The 17,623-nt window shown below is 69.9% G+C and carries 17 protein-coding genes; 5 read left to right on the top strand and 12 right to left on the bottom strand.

Features of this window, described 5'->3' with window-relative positions:
• Positions 1 to 42: 42 nt before the first annotated feature.
• Positions 43 to 948, top strand: a complete 906-nt coding sequence (locus AC07TY_RS04490) for an arginase family protein (protein ID WP_488626083.1) — start codon at positions 43 to 45, stop codon at positions 946 to 948.
• 58 nt (positions 949 to 1,006) lie between these two features.
• Here AC07TY_RS04490 and AC07TY_RS04485 read toward each other — a convergent pair whose 3' ends face one another.
• A complete protein-coding gene (locus AC07TY_RS04485) occupies positions 1,007 to 1,828 on the bottom strand; it encodes an aldo/keto reductase family protein (RefSeq protein WP_494784443.1) in 822 nt (273 codons plus the stop codon).
• 75 nt (positions 1,829 to 1,903) lie between these two features.
• Here AC07TY_RS04485 and AC07TY_RS04480 point away from each other — a divergent pair, with 75 nt between their 5' ends.
• Together AC07TY_RS04480 and AC07TY_RS04475 are read left to right on the top strand one after the other, a co-directional pair.
• On the top strand, positions 1,904 to 2,365 hold the full coding sequence (locus AC07TY_RS04480) for a heme-binding protein (RefSeq protein WP_123504370.1): 462 nt from the start codon (positions 1,904 to 1,906) through the stop codon (positions 2,363 to 2,365).
• A 457-nt stretch (positions 2,366 to 2,822) separates the two neighbouring features.
• On the top strand, positions 2,823 to 3,449 hold the full coding sequence (locus tag AC07TY_RS04475; protein WP_494784442.1) for a putative endonuclease domain-containing protein: 627 nt from the start codon (positions 2,823 to 2,825) through the stop codon (positions 3,447 to 3,449).
• Between the two features lie 112 nt (positions 3,450 to 3,561).
• Here the strand turns inward: AC07TY_RS04475 and AC07TY_RS04470 are convergent, their stop codons facing one another.
• The 5 genes from AC07TY_RS04470 to AC07TY_RS04450 form a co-directional block, all read right to left on the bottom strand.
• Entirely contained in the window at positions 3,562 to 4,452 is an 891-nt protein-coding gene (locus tag AC07TY_RS04470) for an ABC transporter permease (RefSeq protein WP_494784441.1), read from the bottom strand.
• Positions 4,449 to 5,489 carry an ABC transporter permease gene (locus AC07TY_RS04465; RefSeq protein ID WP_494784440.1) on the bottom strand — a complete coding sequence of 347 codons (1,041 nt, stop codon included), beginning with the start codon at positions 5,487 to 5,489 and terminating at the stop codon, positions 4,449 to 4,451. Before AC07TY_RS04465 ends, AC07TY_RS04470 begins: the two co-directional genes overlap by 4 nt.
• Positions 5,489 to 6,352, bottom strand: coding sequence for an ABC transporter ATP-binding protein (locus AC07TY_RS04460; RefSeq protein ID WP_488626088.1), 864 nt, complete (start codon positions 6,350 to 6,352; stop codon positions 5,489 to 5,491). The genes AC07TY_RS04465 and AC07TY_RS04460 overlap by 1 nt, the downstream gene beginning before the upstream one ends.
• Entirely contained in the window at positions 6,349 to 7,263 is a 915-nt protein-coding gene (locus tag AC07TY_RS04455; RefSeq protein WP_494784439.1) for an ABC transporter ATP-binding protein, read from the bottom strand. Before AC07TY_RS04455 ends, AC07TY_RS04460 begins: the two co-directional genes overlap by 4 nt.
• 144 nt (positions 7,264 to 7,407) lie before the next feature.
• Positions 7,408 to 8,166: a UTRA domain-containing protein gene (locus AC07TY_RS04450; protein WP_488626090.1), complete on the bottom strand. Its 759-nt coding sequence runs from the start codon at positions 8,164 to 8,166 to the stop codon at positions 7,408 to 7,410.
• Between the two features lie 186 nt (positions 8,167 to 8,352).
• Between AC07TY_RS04450 and AC07TY_RS04445 the strand changes: the two genes are divergently transcribed.
• Positions 8,353 to 9,174 carry a GntR family transcriptional regulator gene (locus AC07TY_RS04445; RefSeq protein ID WP_488626091.1) on the top strand — a complete coding sequence of 274 codons (822 nt, stop codon included), beginning with the start codon at positions 8,353 to 8,355 and terminating at the stop codon, positions 9,172 to 9,174.
• Positions 9,175 to 9,270: 96 nt separating this feature from the next.
• On the opposite strand, the gene AC07TY_RS04440 is transcribed toward AC07TY_RS04445, so the two are convergent.
• The 4 genes from AC07TY_RS04440 to AC07TY_RS04425 form a co-directional block, all read right to left on the bottom strand.
• Positions 9,271 to 10,572 carry an NtaA/DmoA family FMN-dependent monooxygenase gene (locus tag AC07TY_RS04440; RefSeq protein ID WP_494784438.1) on the bottom strand — a complete coding sequence of 434 codons (1,302 nt, stop codon included), beginning with the start codon at positions 10,570 to 10,572 and terminating at the stop codon, positions 9,271 to 9,273.
• Positions 10,572 to 11,873, bottom strand: a complete 1,302-nt coding sequence (locus AC07TY_RS04435; protein WP_494784437.1) for an NtaA/DmoA family FMN-dependent monooxygenase — start codon at positions 11,871 to 11,873, stop codon at positions 10,572 to 10,574. Before AC07TY_RS04435 ends, AC07TY_RS04440 begins: the two co-directional genes overlap by 1 nt.
• Positions 11,874 to 11,955: 82 nt before the next feature.
• Positions 11,956 to 13,590: an ABC transporter substrate-binding protein gene (locus AC07TY_RS04430; RefSeq protein WP_494784436.1), complete on the bottom strand. Its 1,635-nt coding sequence runs from the start codon at positions 13,588 to 13,590 to the stop codon at positions 11,956 to 11,958.
• A gap of 99 nt (positions 13,591 to 13,689) precedes the next feature.
• Positions 13,690 to 14,991 carry an NtaA/DmoA family FMN-dependent monooxygenase gene (locus AC07TY_RS04425; protein ID WP_488626095.1) on the bottom strand — a complete coding sequence of 434 codons (1,302 nt, stop codon included), beginning with the start codon at positions 14,989 to 14,991 and terminating at the stop codon, positions 13,690 to 13,692.
• 159 nt (positions 14,992 to 15,150) lie between these two features.
• On the opposite strand from AC07TY_RS04425, the gene AC07TY_RS04420 reads away from it, so the two are divergent.
• Positions 15,151 to 15,795 carry a GOLPH3/VPS74 family protein gene (locus AC07TY_RS04420; protein ID WP_494784435.1) on the top strand — a complete coding sequence of 215 codons (645 nt, stop codon included), beginning with the start codon at positions 15,151 to 15,153 and terminating at the stop codon, positions 15,793 to 15,795.
• Between the two features lie 194 nt (positions 15,796 to 15,989).
• Here AC07TY_RS04420 and AC07TY_RS04415 read toward each other — a convergent pair whose 3' ends face one another.
• Positions 15,990 to 16,664 (bottom strand): TetR/AcrR family transcriptional regulator, encoded by a 675-nt coding sequence (locus AC07TY_RS04415; RefSeq protein ID WP_494784434.1) that lies wholly within the window; start codon positions 16,662 to 16,664, stop codon positions 15,990 to 15,992.
• A gap of 5 nt (positions 16,665 to 16,669) precedes the next feature.
• On the bottom strand, positions 16,670 to 17,623 hold a 954-nt coding region (locus AC07TY_RS04410; RefSeq protein WP_494784433.1), incomplete at its 5' end, for an allophanate hydrolase-related protein.

Below are 17,623 nucleotides of genomic sequence, written 5' to 3'. Positions count from 1 at the left end.
GCATATCGGGCACACCCGTCGCCGACATGGCACGCTCGAGGCATGAGCGAAGCGCGAGCGTACGAAGTCCTCGGTGTCCCTTCGAGCGCGGGGGCCCACCACGCGGGGCTGGAGCTCGGGCCGAAGGCCCTGCGCGACTTCGGCTTCGTCGACCGGCTCCGCGAGGCCGGCGCCGATGTGATCGACGCGGGCGACGTGGCGGGCTCGGTGTTCCGGGCCGATCCCGACCCCGTCGGCGGCGCGCGCAACATCGCCGCCGCGATCGAGGTCGCGGGCCAGGTCGCCGACGAGGTCGAGCGCATCGTCCGCGACGGCCGCATCCCCGTCGTGATCGGCGGCGACTGCACCGTCACCCTCGGTGTCGTGGCCGGCGTCCAGCGCGTCCAGGCCGAGGTGGGCGTCGCCTACGTCGACGGCGACGCCGACCTCTCCGTGCCCGGCGTGCGTGGCAGCGGCATCCTCGACTCGACGGTCGTGTCGCACCTGCTCGGCATCGTCGACTCGCCGCTCGGCCGCCTGGGGCCGTCGTGGCCGCCGCTCGAAGAGGACCAGATCGTCCTGCTCGGCTACAACCAGGACGACCCCGACTCGTTCGACGACGACGTCCTCACCGACGACCGCGAGGTGCTCCACTTCAGCGACGACCACCTGCGTGAGGTGCCGATGGAGGCCGCCGGCTCGGCGCGCACCCGCCTCGACGTGTTCGAAGGGCTCGTCGTGCACTTCGACGTCGACGCGGTGGACTCCGCCGACCTGCCGCTCGCCGACTTCCCGCACTACGGCACGGGGCAGACGCTGGCGGGTGCGCTCGACGTCGTGCAGTTCCTGCTGTCGGCCCCGAACCTGCGGGCGCTGAGCCTCACCGAGGTGAACCCCACGCACGACCCGTCGGGCGATCAGCTGGAACGCTACGTCGCCGGCGTGACCGCCGCGATCGCCGGGTCGTAGGCGGCAGTCGGGCCGGCGGGCCCGTCAGGTCGGCGGGCCCGCCAGGCCGTTCGGTCGGTCAGGCCGTCGGGTCGGTCAGCGCGTCGAGGGCGGCGAGGTCGTCGGCCGAGATCTCGAAGTCGACGTCGGCGTTCTCGGCCGCCCGCTCGGCGCTAGTCGTCTTCGGCAGCGGCAGCACGTCCTTCTCGAGCAGGTAGCGGATGCAGAGCTGCGCCACCGACTTGCCGTACTTCGCGGCGATGCCCGCGAGGTCGGCGCTGTCGAGGATCCCGCCGGTCGCGAGCGGCGAGTAGCCCTCGACGAGGATCCCCTTCTGCTGGCAGTAGGCCGTCGTCTCGTCCTGCGTGTAGCCGACGTACCAGCGGATCTGGTTGACGTGCGGCGTGACCGTCGCGGTCTCCATCAGCGACTCGATGTCGTCGACGGTGAAGTTCGAGATGCCGATCGAGCGCGCGCGACCCGAGGCGTGGATGCCCTCGAGGGCCTTCCACACGGCCTGGTTTCCGGTGCGGTGGTCGCTGCCCATGTCGGTCCAGGGCCAGGGTGCGTGGATCAGGTAGAGGTCGACGTAGTCCATCTCGAGCGCCGACATCGTCGTCTCGAAGCTGGCGAGGGCCTCGTCGTGGTCCTTGATCTCGGCGGGCAGCTTCGTGGTGACGAAGATCTCGTCGCGCGGGATGCCGCTGTCGCGGATAGCGCGGGCGACGCTCGCCTCGTTGCCGTAGGCGCGGGCGGTGTCGATGTGGCGGTAGCCGGCCTTCAGCGCGGCGGCGACCGAGTCGTAGGCGTCGGGGCCGTCGGGGATCTGCCAGGTGCCGAAGCCGATCTTCGGGATCTCGACGTCGTTGGAGAGGGTGAACGTATCGGTGAGTGCGGGCATGCGCTCGACGCTACTCGCCGGGGATCGCGAGCACCCCGAGTTCCTGCGCCCGGATCGCCTGACAGACTTGGGCGCATGACGACCGAGACCCTTCCTGAGTTCACCCCCTCCGACGTGCAGGCCCAGCTCGACGAGCTGCGGTTCGACTCGTTCGACCAGAGCGATGCGTACACCCTCGGGTCGCTCGCCGCCGAGCTCGTCCGCGAGAACGGGTACGCGCTCGCCATCCAGGTCGTGCTCGGCGACCACGTCGTCTACAAGAGCGCGCAGGGCGGCGTCTCGCCCGATACCGACTCGTGGCTGCGCCGCAAGGCGGCCGTCGCCGTCCGCGACTCGCAGCCGTCGCTCCTCACCCGCCTGAACGACGAGGGCGCAGGAACTCCGCTCCTCGTCGACGACACCTACGCCGTGTCAGGCGGGGCATTCCCCCTCGTGGTCGGCGGGCAGGTCGTCGGCACCATCACGGCCTCGGGCCTGAAGGACGTCGTCGACCACGACCTCGTCGTCGCCGCGCTGCGCAGCTTCGTCGCGAACTAGCGCCCCCGTCCCCGCTGCTTGGCCGTCCGCCGCCCCCCGCCGCCCCCCGCCGTCGCCCCCCGCCCATCGAGACTCCAGCGTTGGCCCCTCCGACGCTCGGTTTCCGGGCCAACGCTGGAGTCTCGTCCGCTGTGGAGAACCGCAGCGGCGAAACGAGCGCATCGGCGAGGGTGTCGGGATGGAGACAGAACTGCCGGAAGGGCTCGACGCGCCCGACTTTCGAACCGCCGACGCCATCGCCCTCGGAGTGTCGCGCAAGCGCCTCCGGGCACCGTCACTTCGGACTCCCCACTCGGGAGTGCGGAGTCGGGGCGAACTCCCCGCCGACCTCGCCGGCCGCTGTCGGGAGCTCCTGCCGCTGCTGCTTCCCGGCCAGGGGTTCAGCCACGCGACCGCGGCCGGCCTGTGGGGCCTGCCGTTGCCCTCGTGGTGCTCCCGGCCCGACAGCGAGCTGCATGTGGTCTCCGTCGCCTCCTCCCGGGAGCCTCGACGGGACGGGGTCGTCGGCCACTCAGGCCGTGGCATACCGCTTTCGATCCACCGAGGCGTTCCCGTGGTGAGGCCCCTGCGAGCGTGGATCCAGTGCGCCGAGAGCTTCGACGTCGATGACCTCGTCGCGATGGGGGATGCCCTCCTCTCGAAGTGGTCCCCGTACGGGCCTGCTCGCTACCTCAAGGCCGAGCGCCTGGGCGCCGCGGTACGTGAGGCGGCCGGACGCCGAGGTGCCGTCCGGCTCAGGGAGGCCTTCGAGTTGTGCCGGCCCAAGGTCTGGTCTCCGAAGGAGACCGAGCTGCGGCTCTTCATCCTGCGAAACGGCTGGCGCGAGCCGGACGCCCTCAACGAGAAGCAGTACTCCGACGACGGCGTCTACCTCGGTCGCCCCGATCTGGCCTATCCGTCGTTGCGAATCGCCATCGAGTACGAGGGGGACCACCACCGGACGAGCGCGCGGACCTTCCGCACGGACATTCAGCGGCGCGAACGATTCGCCGATGCGGACTGGAGGGTGGTGCGGGTGACCTCGGTCGACCTGCCGTCGACGGAACTCGTCGATCGATTCGGCCGCCTCTTGCCGCGTCGGTGAGCGACGAGACTCCAGCGTTGGCCCCTCGCAGGTGCGAATCGGGGGCCAACGCTGGAGTCTCACGGGCGGGTGGGCGGCGGGCGGGGGGCGGCGGCGGCCGCCGGCGGCGGCGCTAGCGGCGGCGGGCGGCGAAGACGGCGCCGCTGGCGAGGCTGACGGCGGCGACGGTCACGGCCAGCGCCAGCGCGGGGAAGGCCGCCGACCACCACTTGCCGACGAGCGCGTCGCTCGCGCCGCGCGACAGCATGGCGCCCCACTCCGGCGTGGGCGGCGGGAGGCCGACGCCGATGAAGCCCAACCCGGCGGTGAGGATGATGCTGACGGCGAAGATGACCGACGAGTTCTCGAGCGCGGCCCACGACGCGTTCGGCATGACGTGCCGCACGGTGAGCGCGAACTCGCTCATCCCCTTCATGCGCGCCGCGTCGAGGTAGGCCTCCGAGCGCACGCGGAGCACCTCGGTGCGGGTGAGCCGCGACTGCAGGGGAAACAGGATGAACGCCATCGCGAGGGTCAGCGTCACGACGTTGGCCCCGTAGAAGGCGACGGCGACGAGGCCGATGATGATCCCGGGCACAGCCTCGACGAGGTCGATCACCCGAGCGGTGCCCTGGGCGATGCGTCCGCGGGCGCCTCGAGCCGACTCGTTCATGCCGATGACGAGGCCGAGCACGATGCCTCCGGCGGTCGCGAGGGCGGCGACGAGCAGGGCGATGAGCAGGTTGATCCGCGTGGCCGCGATGGTCCGCGAGAAGACGTCGAGTCCGGCCGAGTCGGTGCCGAACCAGTGCTTCGGCCCGGGCGGGAGCGAGGCGGCGCCCGAGACGCGGATCGGGCTGAACGGGGTGACGCCGACGAGGAAGACGGCGACGATGATGATCACCGCGAACGGGATCAGGCGGGGCCAGGTGCCGCAGAGGCCGGGTTTGCGGGCCCTGTTGGGCCGCGGTCGGCGGGAGCGGGCGATGGTCTTGATCGCCTCGCCGTCGATGGTGGCGGTCATGCGTCCTCCGTACGGACACCCGGGCGACGCCGGGGGTCGATGAACATGTTCACGATGTCGACGATCAGGAAGAGGATCAGCGTCATGGCGGCGATCACGAGCAGGAATCCCTGCAGCGCCGTGTAGTCGTTCGATCCGACGGCGGCCACCGCGTAGTCGCCGAGGCCGGCGAACCCGAAGAGCGACTCGATGATGATCGCGCCGCCGAGCAGGTAGCCGAAGAGAGTGCCGCACATGGTGACCGCCGGGGGGAGCGCGCGGCGGAAGATCGACAGCATCACCGAGACGCGCCCGGCCCCGGCAGCGATCCGAAAGCGGGTGGGGGCGGCGTCGAGGGCCTCCTCCAGGCTCGCCGTCAGCAGCTTGATCAGGAGTGCCGACTGGCCGAGCGCCATGACGGTGATCGGGATCACCAGGTGCGACACGAGCGACCCGACGGCGGCCCAGTTGCCCTGGATGACCGCGTCGAGCACCGGCATCCCGGTGATCGTGTCGGGGGTGAGCACTGCGACGTCCATGCGGCCGAGGGGCGCGGGCGCCCAGTGCAGCACCGAGTAGAAGATGAACAGGCCGGCGACGGCGAGCACGTACTCGGGGATCGCTCCGGCGGCGCGGGCGTAGCCGTTGATGACGCGGGCGAGGGGGTTGGCCGGCTTCATGACCACGAAGTACGACGCGACCAGGCTCACCACGATCGAGACGAGCAGCGCCTGGATGGCGAGCTCGAAGGTCGCGGGGAGTCGGGTCGACAGGTCGCCGGCGATCGACTTGCCGCTCACGATGGAGTTGCCGAGGTCGAAGTGCAGCAGGTTCGCCAGGTAGCGGCCGAGCTGCGTGAGCAGCGAGCCGTCGAGCCCGAGGGTCTGCTGCATCCGCGTGTAGTCGGTCGGCGTCCAGCTGTCGCCGAGCACGGCGAGCACCGGGTCGCCCGGGATCGTCCGGATCAGGAAGAACGTCGCGACGGTGAACACCAGCAGGTACACCGGCAGGGCGACGACGCGCTGGATCCACCAGCGCTGGCGGCGGAGCGTCTCCATCAGCTCATCACCGCCACGGGCGCGGGTCCGCGGTAGGCCCTCAGCAGGCGCCGCGTGTACTCGTGCTGGGGGCGGTCGACGACGTCGTCCGTGGTTCCCTGCTCGATCACCTCGCCGAGGTACATGACCATCAGCTCGGTTGCGACGAACGCCGTGGCCGGGAGCCCGTGCGACACGAACACCAGGCCGGCCGAGTTCGCGTCGCAGTAGTCGCGCAGCAGGTTCAGGATCGACCCCTGCACCGAGACGTCGAGCGCCGAGACGACCTCGTCGCAGATCAGGATCCTCGGCCGTACCACCAGGGCGCGCGCGATCGCGAACCGCTGCCGCTGGCCGCCCGACACGTCGCCGGGGTACCGCTCCGCAAGCGCCCGCGGCAGGCCGAGGCTGTCGAGGGCCTCCAGGGCACGCTCCTTGGCGGCGGTCTGCGAGAGACCATGCAAGACCATCGACGGGTCGGTGACGGCCTCGATCAGCCGATGCCGCGGGTCGAACGACGACGTCGTGTCCTGACCGATGAACTGCACAGCGCGCCGGAACTCCTCCCGGTCGCTCCTGCGCTGCAGCAGGTCGGCGACGTCGCGCTCGGGCGCCGACGCGTCGCCGGTCCTGAACAGCACGCGACCGGCCGTGGGGGTCTCGAGCCCCACCACCATGCGCGACATCGTCGACTTGCCCGAGCCGGACTCGCCCACGATCCCGATGCGCCGCGTGTTGTCGAACGACACGCTGGTCTCGGCGACGGCCGTGTGGCGGTGCGATCGGGGTCCGTACTGCTTCGCGACGCGCTCGAACGAGACGACGGTGTCGACGACGCCGGGCGCGGGCACGAGCGACACGGGGGAGGATGCGGTGGTGGTCACGCGGCGACCTCGACGGCGTTCTCGGGCAGGAAGTCCGTGAGCGTGGGCAGGTGCGCCAGGTGGCGGCTCTCGAGCGACGGGATGCACTCGAGCAGCGCGACGGCGTACGGATGCGAGGCACCGGTCGCCAGGTCGGCCGACCGGCCCTGCTCGACGATGTCGCCGTGGTACATCACCATCGTGCGGTCCGAGTACTCCATGCACAGGTGGATGTCGTGGCTCACGATCAGGAGCGACGTGTCGAAGGTGTCGGTGAGCTCGACGAGGAGGTCCATCGTGGCGCGCGACACCGAGGCGTCGAGCGCGCTGGTGGGCTCGTCGGCGATCACGAGGCGCGGGTTGCCGCAGAGCGCGATCGCGAGCATGACGCGCTGGCGCATGCCGCCCGACAGCTCGTACGGGCGCGCGTGCATGACCCGGTCGGTGTCCGTCAGGCCGACGCGGACAAGCCATTCGCGCGCCAGGTCGGTGGCCTCCCTCTTCGAGAGCCTCGCGTTGGCGCGGAGCACGGCGCGCAGCTGCGAGCCGACGCGCCACGTCGGGTCGAGCGACGTCATGGCGTCCTGGAAGACCATGGAGATGCCGGGGATGCGGCGGGGCAGACGGTGCTTCCCGAGTACCTGCAGCGGCTTCCCGTCGAAGGCGATGCGCTTCGTCTCGACGACGACGCCGGGCTGCGTCAAGAATCCAGCGGTGGCGAGACCCAGCGAGGTCTTGCCCGAGCCGGACTCGCCGACCAGGGCGACTCGCTCGCCGCGGCCGATGTGGAAGTCGACGTCCTTGACGGCCAGGTGGCCGTCAGGACCGCCGTAGCGGACGCTGAGGCCCTCGACCTCGAGCAGCGGGCCGGAGGCGAGGCGCCCGGAGAGATCGGGCCCGAAGAGTTCAGGGGAGCTGGTCGTGGAAGCCATTACCGTCCTTTGGCGTTCGAAGGGTGAGTCTCGATCAGGTGGTAATGAGTCTTGTGGCGGCGTGTTTCGGCGGGAGGCGACCTACGTGAAAACCCCATTGCGCCTGATTTCACGCGCCCGAAACATGAGGCTGCCTGGCCGAGGTCAGGCCGTGAGATCCGACAGCGATACCCGGTCGGACCGGTAGTGCGTGTAGCTGAACGTCCGCGGGCGCCCGCTCTCGTCGGCGATCGTCGACTCGCGCAGGAGCACCGGGGTGCCGGCCCGGACCCCCAGGGTGGATGCCGTCGCGGGGTCGCTGCGGACAGCCTGCACCGTGGTGGCGGCCGTGCCGAATCCGGCCCCGAAGAGGCGGCGGAAGACCTCCTTCATCGGCGCGATCGGCGGCTGGTCTTCTGCGATCATGGCGCGCGACAGCGAGTGCGGGTCGTCTTCGGCGTAGTAGCCGACGCGGACGTAGATCGTCTCGCCGTCGAAGACGCCGCGCTGCTCGACCATCAGCACCCGGTCGACGTCGGTGCGCAGCCGGGCCCGGATGACAGGTGTCGACTGCACGACGCGGTGCTCGACCTCGTCGACCCGGAACTCGCCCGACACGACCGAGCCGGGACACGAGGGGTCGCCGAGCGCGAGGTCGACGACGGATATCTGCACGAAGCGCGGCCGCGAGACGACCGCGCCGTCCGAGTCGATGCGCACGATGCCGTGCCCCGCGAGCTGCCGGGCGGCACCCTGCACGGTCTCCGCGTCGATCCCGGTCGCGCGGCTGAGCTCGTCGACCGCCACCCGGCCGGTCGGGCCGAAGTCGCCGGCGCGGATGGCGGTGCGAAGCAGCTCGTAGGCGCGCACCGAGGGTGCGTCCGAATGCCCCGAACCGAGTGGTGCCTGGTTGAGCAGCGTCATGTCGCCCCCGCAGAATGAGTGTGATCGCATGGGTGGAACGAGTGGTCCCGATGCTATGCCGGGGCTGTTTCACCCGCGGCGCGATCGTGTGTCCGACTGATTTCGCCGCGCGCCGGGATGAATCGATCTCGTGACGAATGCCGGACGACACTTGTCGTCTGCTGCCCGACGCCGTCTCATAGGTGCATGAGCTACGCACCGATCGATCCCGCGCGCGCCGCCTACATGCGCCGCCAGCGCGAGGGAGCCGCCCGGCTCGACAACTCGTCGCGCCGCAGCTACGAGCAGTTCCGCTCGGGCATCGTCTCCGGGGGCATCCTCGACGACCGCCTCGCCGAGGCCGAGCTGATCGCGGCCTTCGGCGCGACCCGCAACTCGCTCCGCCGCAGCCTCCAGATGCTCGCGCGCGACGGGCTCCTGGTGCGTCGGCCCCGCGTGGGCACGGCGATCAACGGCGAGATCCTGGAGTTCCCGACCACGACGACCCCGCGCGCGTCGAAGGCGTCGGCGGCTCCCGCGGGCGACGCCGAGGCCGCCGGCGAGGTCGCGGTCGTCGAGGTGCGCGACAGCTGGATGCACGTCGTCGACACCCCGGCGGTCATCGCGACGCGGATGGCGCTCGACGCCGAGCGGATCCTCGTGCACGAGCAGCTCGGCTGGTACCGCGACGAGCCGCTCTTCCTGCGCATCGGGTACCTGCCGATGCTCGCCGACGATGCCGCCGACGGGGTCGTGCTCGACGCGAGCCACTCGTCGCCGATCGAGGAGACCTTCGAGATCGTCTTCGGCGTGCCCTTCGGCCGGGCGAGCGCGTCGATCGAGGCGGTGCCGTGCGATCCCGAGGTGGCCGAGCTGATGGGCCTCGAGCCGGGATGGCCGATGCTGGTGCGCGAGATGGTGCTGCGCGACCGCGACGGGCAAGCCCGCGAGTACAGCTACACGCACTTCCGCGGCGACCGGGTTGCGCTCTCGGCGCGGGGCGACGCGACGGCTCGCATCCTCGACTAGCGCCCGGAGCGTCCGCCCGAAGACGCAGGGGGCGCAGGAACTGCGAGTTCCTGCGCCCCTCGGTGTCCTCAAGGCCCCTTGAACTTCTCAGGGCCTCTAGAACGCGAGCAGGTTGTCGCGCAGGTGCTCGTGCTCGTAGTGGTCGCGCACGAGCCCGCGCCGCCGCAGCGCGGGCATGAGGCCGTCGGTGATCTCGCCGATGGTGCGGCGCTCCACCTGGTTGCCGAGCAGGTAGCCGTCGGCGCCGGTCTCGTCGATGATGTCGCCCATGACGCTGGCGACCTTGTCGGGCGTGCCGACGAAGTCGTCGGAGTCGGACTCCCGAGGGCCGGTCACGACCTCGCGGAGGGTGCGGCCGTTCGCGACGCGCTTGAGGTCGGCGAGAATGCTCTGCGCGCCGTCGGTCTCGAGGTCGTCGGGGATCGGCGCGTCGAGGTCGAACCTCGCCATGTCGATCGCCGTCGTGTACGAGAGGCCGGCGAGCAGGTAGTCGATCCGCTCGGTGTTCTGCGCGAGGAGGCGCTTCTGCTTCGCCTTCGCCTCCTCGTTCGTCTCGCCCAGGATCGGCGTGGCTGTCATGAGCACCTTGCAGTCGGTCGGCTTCCGGCCGAATCCGGTCATCAGCGCGGAGATGTCGTCGCGGTACGCCTTCATCGCAGCCGGGCTCTTGCCGCCGGCGATGATCGTGTCGGCGACCTCGGCCGCGAACGCCTTGCCGGCGGGGGAGCCGCCGGCCTGGCAGATCACCGGGCGCCGCTGAGGGCCGGGGATCGTGTTGAGTGGCCCGCGCGACGAGAAGAACTCGCCCTCGTAGTCGATCGGGTGCACCTTCGTGTGGTCGACGAGGCGTGGTTCGGCGAGGTCGTTGACCACGGCACCCTCCTCCCACGAGTCCCACAGCTGCCCGGCGATGTCGATCCACTCGCGCGCCATTCGGTAGCGGGTGTCGTGCTCGGGCATCGCCGGGCGACCATAGTTCTGCGCGCCGCGAGCGTTGTGCGCGGTGACGAGGTTCGCGCCGACGCGGCCGTTCGTGAGGTGGTCGAGCGACGCGAAGAGCCGCGCCGCCATGAACGGGTGGTAGAACGTCGTCGTCACGGTGGCGATGATGCCGAGGCGGCTGGTCACGTGCCCGAGCAGGGGCACGAGCGTGACCGGGTCGTTCTTCGGCGAGCTGATGCCGTACTTCAGGTACGTCTCGGTCGACCCCTGGTAGACGTCGGGAATGAGCGAGGCGTCCTCGAGCATCATGTAGTCGAAGCCGGCGCGCTCCATAGAGCGGGCGAGGTCCATCAGCAGGTCGGGCTTCACCCAGTCGGTCATGCGGTCGCCGGCCCAGAAGTCAGTCCAGCCGCTGGCCGAGACCCCCTGCCCGACGAACCAGCCCATGTGGAACATCAGAATGCCAGCAGGTTCTCGCGGAAGGTGGCGTGCTCGTAGCCGTCGCGGATCAGGCCGCGGCGGCGGAGCGCGGGCGCCAGACCGTCGCACACCTCGGTGATGTTCTTGCGGGTGACGGCGCTCGCGACGAGGAACCCGTCGCCGCCGACCACCTCCATGACCTCGCCCATCTTCGCGGCCACGGTGTCGGGCGACCCGACGAGCTCGACCGAGCCGGAGTGCATGGCGCGGGCGGTGAGAGCCTCGCGGAGGGTCTTGCCCTCGGCCTTCTTCATGAAGTCGTGCATGAGGCTCTGGTGGCCGTTGTGCTGGCCCTCGAGGTCGGGCAGCGGCGCGTCGAGGTCGAACTTCGAGAAGTCGAGGCCTGAGAAGTACGAGAACATCGACAGCAGCCCGTTGGTGTTCTCCGACATCGCCTTCTGGATGTGCTCCTGCTTGTCTCTCGCGTCGCGGTCGGTGTCGGCGAGGATCGGGTCGATCAGGAAGAGCACCTTGGCGTCCTTCGGGTCTCGGCCGAATCGGATCATCCGCTCGGAGATGTCCTCCCGGTACGCCTTCATGTTGGCAGCGCCCGGGTTCTCGGCGAGCGACGCGATGATCGTGTCGGCGTTCTTCGCACCGAAGTCCTTGCCGGCGGGGGAGCCGCCGGCCTGGCAGATGACGGGGTGGCCCTGCGGCCCGGGCACGGTGTTGAGCGGGCCGCGGGTCTTGTAGAACTCTCCCTCGAAGTCGGCGCGGTGCACCTTGGTGTGGTCGGCGAAGACGCCGGTCTCCTCGTCGAGGGTGAGGGCGCCGGGTTCCCAGGTGTTCCAGAGCGACTTCACCGCCTGCACCCATTCGTCGGCCATCTTGTACCGGAGGTCGTGCTCGAAGTGCTTCTCGTAGCCGTAGTTCTGCGCCGCCGCGTGGGGGCTGGCAGTGACCAGGTTCATCCCGACACGGCCGTCCGTGAGGTGGTCGAGCGTCGAGAACAGGCGGGCGGCGAGGAACGGCGGGTAGAACGTCGTGGCGGCCGTGGCGATGATGCCGAGGTGCTTGGTGTGCTGGGCCAGCAGCGGCACAAGCGGCATCGGGTCCATGCGAATGACGCCGGAGCGCAGCGCCGACTCCATGGTGCCCTGGAAGACGTCGGGGATGACGCTGGAGTCCTCCAGCATCATGTAGTCGAAGCCGGCCCGCTCGAGGCTGGTGGCCATGTCGATGAACAGCTGCGGGTTGGCGACGTCTTTGGCGACGTTGCCCGACCACTGCTGGTTCCAGCCGTAAGCGCCGAAACCGAGACCGAGGAACCATGACATGTGGAACATTTGCGTGCCGTCTTTCTTTCGGGTGGGGAGGGAAGGCGGGCGGCCCCGGAAGAGGCCGCCCGCCGGGGTGGTGCTACGACTTCGGCTTGACGACCGACCAGTCGATGATGTTGTCGGAGCGCTGGGCGAAGCCGGTCAGCTTGCTCGACATCGCGTTCAGCGGGTCGACGCGGGTGATCTGGATCATGGGTCGGCCCGCCTGCCAGATCTGCTGCGCTTCGTTCCAGTGCTTTCCGGCTTCATCGCTGAGCGAGTCGCCCGCGTCGATGCCCTTGTTGACGGCGGCGTAGTAGTTCGCGGGAGCCCAGCCGGTCGTGGAGCGCTGCGGGTTGTTCTCGGGGAACGCCAGCAGCAGCGAGTACGGCATCGACTCGTACGAGATCGACATGTCGCGCAGCAGCTCGACGTCGTAGTTCTTCGCCGTTGTCTTCGCCGAGACCGTCGCGGTCGGGACCACGTCGATCGTGAACTTGAAGCCGGCGGCCTCGCCGTAGGACTGCATCTGCACGGCGGCCTCCTGCAGGTCGGGCTGCGAGTTCGACATCAGCAGGTTGACGGTCACCGGAGTGGTGATGCCCGCCTTCTTCAGCAGCTCGAGTGACTTCTCGGGCTGGTAGCTCTGATCGAGGAGCCCGTCGCCGTCGTAGCCGGGGCTGTCCTGGTCGAGCAGTGCCACCGCCGGGTCGGCGCGGTCTTTGTAGACCTCTTTCATGATCTGCTCGTAGGGCACGGCGTAGAACAGCGCCTGGCGCACGTCCACGTCGTCGAGCGGCGCCTTGGTGGTGTTGAGGAGCGCCCAGAGGAAGTTGTTCGTCTCGGCGGTGAACGTCGACACCCCGGAGTCCTTCGAGAGGTCGGCCACGTCGGCCGGGCGGAGCTGGGTCGCGCCCTGCACGTCGCCGTTCTTCAGCAGCACCGCGCGGTTCGCGGCGTCGCCGACGACCTTCATCGTGATCTGCTTGATCGCGACCTCGCCGAGCGGGTAGTTCGGGTTCGCCTTGAGCACGATCTGCTCGCCGTCCTTGAAGGAGTCGATGTCGTACGCGCCGAAGCCGTAGTTGCCGTTCTCGCTCGACCACTTCACCGCGTACGGGTCGGCCTTGGTGGCGTGCTCCTTGAGCAGCTTGGAGTCGTAGATGTGACCCGAGATCTTCGAGATCAAGGCGAGCAGAGGGAAGCCGTAGCCCTTCTTCGCCACGGTGAACGTGACCGTGTGGTCGTCGACCTTCTTGATCTGCTTGGCCGGGTCGGTCAGCTCGGGCAGGGCGATCGACGAGGTGATCCCGGTTGCGGCCCCCCACTTGCGCTCGAACGAGTAGATGACGTCGTCGGCCGTGAGCGGGTTGCCCGCTTGGCTCTTCACGCCGGTGCGGAGGTGGAACGTGTACACGAGGCCGTCCGACGACACGTCGTAGCTCTTCGCGAGCATGCCCTCCCAGTGGTACCAGTCCTGCGTGTTGGCGGTCTTGTCGTTCGACTCGACGTACGGGTTGCGGATCAGCGTCGCGTTCGTCTGCTGCAGCAGCTCGACGGCGTCGGAGCCGAGCCCGTCGAACGAGAACGAGGTCGGATACGCAGGAACTGCCTCGACGATCGAGGTCAGGCCGCCGCCGGCGGACGACGAGCCGCCCGAGGCGCAGCCGGCGAGCGCGAGCGTCGCGGCGACGGCCACGGCGATCGCGCGTGTGAGATGGAGAGGTCGTTTCATGGGGATTCGTTCCAGTTCATGTGGCGGGTGGGTGCGGACATGGAGCAGGGAGGGAACGGTGCTGCGGTGGTGCCGTGGGGTCTTCCGCGAGGGAAGGGTCTAGAAGGCGAGGAGGTTCTCGCGGAAGGTGCCGTACTCGTAGCCGTCGCGGATCAGGCCCCGCCGACGGAGCACGGGCGCGAGCCCGTCGCACACCTCGGTGATGTTCTTGCGGGTGACGGGGAGGGCCACGAGGAACCCGTCACCGCCGACGAAGTCCATCGCCTCCTCCATCTGGTCGGCCACCGTCTCGGGCGAGCCGACGAGCTCGATCGAGTGCGTGACGCTGCGGGTGTCGTAGAGCGCGTCGCGGAGGGTCTTGCCGGCGGCCTGTTCGTAGAACGTCTCGATCACGCTCTGGTGGCCGTTGTGCCTGCCCGTGATGTCGGGGAGGGGCGCGTCGAGGTCGAACTGCGAGAAGTCGATCCCCGACGTGTACGAGAGCCCGGCGAGGGCGCCGTTCGGGTTGGCGTAGAAGGCGGCGTCGGCGCGGTCCTTCTTCGCCTGGGCCTCGGCGTCGGTGTCGCCGAGCACCGGCTCGACGAGGAAGAGCACCTTGGCGTCCTCGGGATCGCGGCCGAACTTCCGCATCCGCTCGGAGATGTTCTCGCGGTACGCCTTCATCGCCTCCACGCCGGGAGCCGTCGCGATCATCGTGTCGGCGTTCTTCGCGCCGAAGTCCATGCCCGCCGGGCTGCCGCCGGCCTGGCAGAACACCGGATGGCCCTGCGGCGACGGCACCGTGTTCAGGGGTCCGCGGGTCTTGTAGAACTCGCCCTCGAAGTCCGCGCGGTGCACCTTCGTGTGGTCGGCGAACACGCCGGTCTCCTCGTTCAGGGTGAGGGCGCCGGGCTCCCAGGTGTCCCACAGCGCCTTCACCGCGGCGACCCACTCGTCAGCCATGCGGTAGCGGAGGTCGTGCTCGAAGTGCTTCTCGTAGCCGTAGTTCTGGGCCGCCGCGTGCGGGCTCGCCGTGACGAGGTTGGCGCCGAAGCGGCCATCCGTCAGGTGATCGAGCGTCGAGAACAGCCGCGCCGCGAGGAACGGCGGGTAGAACGTCGTGGCGGCCGTGGCGATGATGCCGAGGTGCTTCGTGTGCTGCGCCAGCAGCGGCACCAGCGGCATCGGGTCCATGCGGACCGTCCCGCCTTTCAGCGACGACTCCATCGTGCCCTGGAAGACGTCCGGGATGACCGAGGAGTCCTCCAGCATCATGTAGTCGAAGCCGGCCCGCTCGAGGCTCGTCGCGATGTCGATGAACAGCTGAGGGTTGGCGACGTCCTTCGCCATGTTTCCCGACCACTGCTGGTTCCAGCCGTAGGCGCCGAAACCGGTCTGAAGGAACCAGGACAGATGGAACATGAGCACCTCGTTTGTCGGTCGTGACGGGGACAGACTCAGTGTGTGGGCGGCGCGACAGCCGCCGGCGTCGCGCCAGTTAAAGCTCGATTACGCCGCAGTCCGCTCTGTGACGGCGACGTTTCACCCGGCGCAATACGCACCGTCCCCTAGGCTCGCCCCATGGGGACGACGACCGACTTCGCACTGCTCGCCCGCGATCCGCAGACCGGCAAGCTCCTGGTCGACCAGATCGCCTATGCCGCGGGGGTGGCCGGAGCCGTCGTCGCCGACCTGCTCATCGAGCGCCGGATCTCGTGGGACGACCGCGGCAAGCTCCAGCTGATGGACCCCAGGCCGCTCGGCGACGCCGTGCTCGACCGGGCGCTCGCCGCTGTCCAGGCCGACCCGAAGCACCGCTCCGTTGCGCGGTGGGTGTCGCGCTTCGAGCGCCGTGAGGTGCGGGACGACGTCATCGGGCTGCTCTTACGTCGCGGCGACGTGTCGCTGCAGGAGAAGCGCGTGCTCGGCATCTTCCCCTCGAAGCGCTACCCGGCGACCACGGGCGAGGCGGGTCGCACCGCGTTCGAGACGATCCGCGTCGTGCTCGCCGGCGAGGTCAAGGCCGACGAGAGCGCGCAGGCGCTGATCGGCATCTGCGACGCGACCGGCGTGCTCCGCCGCGTGGCAGGCCCCGTCGACCGCCACGTGCTCAAGCCGTTCCGCGACGCCGACGTCGCCCGCGCCGTCCGCTCGTCGATCGAGCAGCACCGCGCCTCGTCGACCTCGGGAGCGAACGCCGGCTCGACCGCCGCGATCATCACCTGACCGCCCCGCGCTGGCAACCGGGTTCCCGTTTCCAGCCGCTTTCCCTGCGCGTGAATTCACGCCCAGGGAAAGTCACTCGGGAGGCTTTCCCTGGGCGTGAATTCACGCGGGGGTGAAGTGGCTCCAGAGGGAAGCCGGAGGGCGGGCTCGTTCCGCGACCGGCCGAATGGCAGTCGTCGTCGCGGTCCGGCGCGTCAGGGGCGGGGCAGGAGGAGGGCGCCCGCCGACGCGGCAGCGCGGACGTCGTCGTCGCCGAGGCCCAGCATCCGCAGGCACGACGCAGCGATCGCGCGGCGGTCGATCGACTCCGGTGCCACCCCCTGACGGCGGAGCTGGATCACGACCTCGACCATCTGGATGAGGAGCGAGCCGATCAGAGGCTCCGGGATCGCAAGAGGCGAGGCCAGGGCGCCGAGCCTCCCGTAGACGCCTTGCAGACGATCGCGCTCGCCGCGGAACTCGTCGTAGCGGGCATCCTGCACCTCCGGGAGGAGGTAGAGCGTGCCGATGTTGTGCGGAGTCGACGAGAGCGTGCCGACGTCGACGTGCGCTAGCGCGAAGAGCGTGGCCGCGGCCCGGGTGGCGTCGTCGCCGACATTCGCAGCGAACCGCTCGGCCACGTCGACGCTGGGCCGGACCGAGGTCTCGAGCAGCTCGACGAGGATCTCGTCCTTGCCCGCGAAGTGGTAGTAGAGCGATGCCTGGCGGATCCCGACGGCCTCGGCGATCGCGCGGGTCGAGGTCTGGCCGAAGCCCTGGTCGACGAACAGGGCGGCGGCTGCGGTCAGGATCTGGTCGCGGGCCGAGGTCTCGGGCGCCGCGTCGGAGACGGCGCGCGGGCGGCCGACCTTGGCGGGACGTGTGCTCATGCGACCTATTCTGCCGACGCCGACTGGGTGGACTCGACGAGGGCTGCGTCCGCCAGGTAGGTTCTCCACCCGCCGAAGCGCGTGATGTCGCGAGCGCCGTCGAGGGCGGCAGGCTCGCAGAGGAAGCCGCGCACGACGGCGCCGTCCTCGAGCGTCACGGCTCCGATCGTCATGGGCGCGGGCAGCGCGGCGACGAACGTGGCGAATCCTGCCGCCGGCAGCGACCAGACCTCGCCGGCGATAGGCGCGCCGCCCGCCGAGACGGCCACGAGTCCGGGTTTCGGCGGCGTGGTGGCCAGCGCGTGGAGACGGTACGAGGCGGCGGTCCGGACGGCTCGCGAGAACGTCCCTCCGGCGACGACGAGCTGCCGCTCGAGCGGCTGCCCGCGCAGGTGCGCCCCGACGACGAGCAGGTCGATGCGGGGGTGCAGGATGCGCGTGGCCAGCCCCGCAAGCGCGCGATCCGAGAACGCGGGCCCGGTCAGCATCACGCCGAAGGGAAGTCCGTCGACGAAGCCGGCGGGCACCGCCAGAGACGCGAGGTCGAGCAGGTTGGCGAAGTTCGTGAAGCGCCCCATGCGCGAGTTGGCGCCGACCGGGTCGGCGGCCACCTCGGCGAGCGTCGGATGCCAGGTCGTCGTCGGGGTGAGGAGCGCATCGCAGCCGTCGAGGGCGGCGAGCCCCGTCTGGCCGAGCCTCTCCAGCGTCTCCCGGTCGCGGAAGAGGTCGACGGCGCTCGGCTCTGCACCCGCCAGGACGATGGACGCGACGGTCGGGTCGAGGTCGGTTCCGATGAGGTCGCGGTGCCCGTCGACGAAGTCGCCGACCGCGGCGTAGCGATCGGCGACGAAGGCTCCGCCGTAGAGGAGGGTCGCCGCTTCGAGGAGCGGGGTGATGTCGACCTCGGCGATGTCCACGCCGGTGGCAGCGAGGGCCGCGACGCTGCGCGCGAAGGCGTC

The organism is Frondihabitans sp. GW821-FHT04F02, from assembly GCF_059420045.1.
Note: the sequence above shows the minus strand (reverse complement) of the source record. Positions and strands in the feature narration are given on the sequence as shown.

Bases quoted from the DNA above. Each gene is read 5' to 3' on its own strand.
- AC07TY_RS04445 (WP_488626091.1), top strand. From the start codon at position 8,353: ATGAGCTACGCACCGATCGATCCCGCGCGCGCCGCCTACATGCGCCGC.
- AC07TY_RS04415 (WP_494784434.1), bottom strand. From the start codon at position 16,664: ATGAGCACACGTCCCGCCAAGGTCGGCCGCCCGCGCGCCGTCTCCGAC.
- AC07TY_RS04450 (WP_488626090.1), bottom strand. From the start codon at position 8,166: ATGACGCTGCTCAACCAGGCACCACTCGGTTCGGGGCATTCGGACGCA.
- AC07TY_RS04425 (WP_488626095.1), bottom strand. From the start codon at position 14,991: ATGTTCCATCTGTCCTGGTTCCTTCAGACCGGTTTCGGCGCCTACGGC.
- AC07TY_RS04420 (WP_494784435.1), top strand. From the start codon at position 15,151: ATGGGGACGACGACCGACTTCGCACTGCTCGCCCGCGATCCGCAGACC.
- AC07TY_RS04480 (WP_123504370.1), top strand. From the start codon at position 1,904: ATGACGACCGAGACCCTTCCTGAGTTCACCCCCTCCGACGTGCAGGCC.
- AC07TY_RS04465 (WP_494784440.1), bottom strand. From the start codon at position 5,489: ATGGAGACGCTCCGCCGCCAGCGCTGGTGGATCCAGCGCGTCGTCGCC.
- AC07TY_RS04440 (WP_494784438.1), bottom strand. From the start codon at position 10,572: ATGTTCCACATGGGCTGGTTCGTCGGGCAGGGGGTCTCGGCCAGCGGC.
- AC07TY_RS04485 (WP_494784443.1), bottom strand. From the start codon at position 1,828: ATGCCCGCACTCACCGATACGTTCACCCTCTCCAACGACGTCGAGATC.
- AC07TY_RS04470 (WP_494784441.1), bottom strand. From the start codon at position 4,452: ATGACCGCCACCATCGACGGCGAGGCGATCAAGACCATCGCCCGCTCC.
- AC07TY_RS04455 (WP_494784439.1), bottom strand. From the start codon at position 7,263: ATGGCTTCCACGACCAGCTCCCCTGAACTCTTCGGGCCCGATCTCTCC.
- AC07TY_RS04435 (WP_494784437.1), bottom strand. From the start codon at position 11,873: ATGTCATGGTTCCTCGGTCTCGGTTTCGGCGCTTACGGCTGGAACCAG.
- AC07TY_RS04490 (WP_488626083.1), top strand. From the start codon at position 43: ATGAGCGAAGCGCGAGCGTACGAAGTCCTCGGTGTCCCTTCGAGCGCG.
- AC07TY_RS04430 (WP_494784436.1), bottom strand. From the start codon at position 13,590: ATGAAACGACCTCTCCATCTCACACGCGCGATCGCCGTGGCCGTCGCC.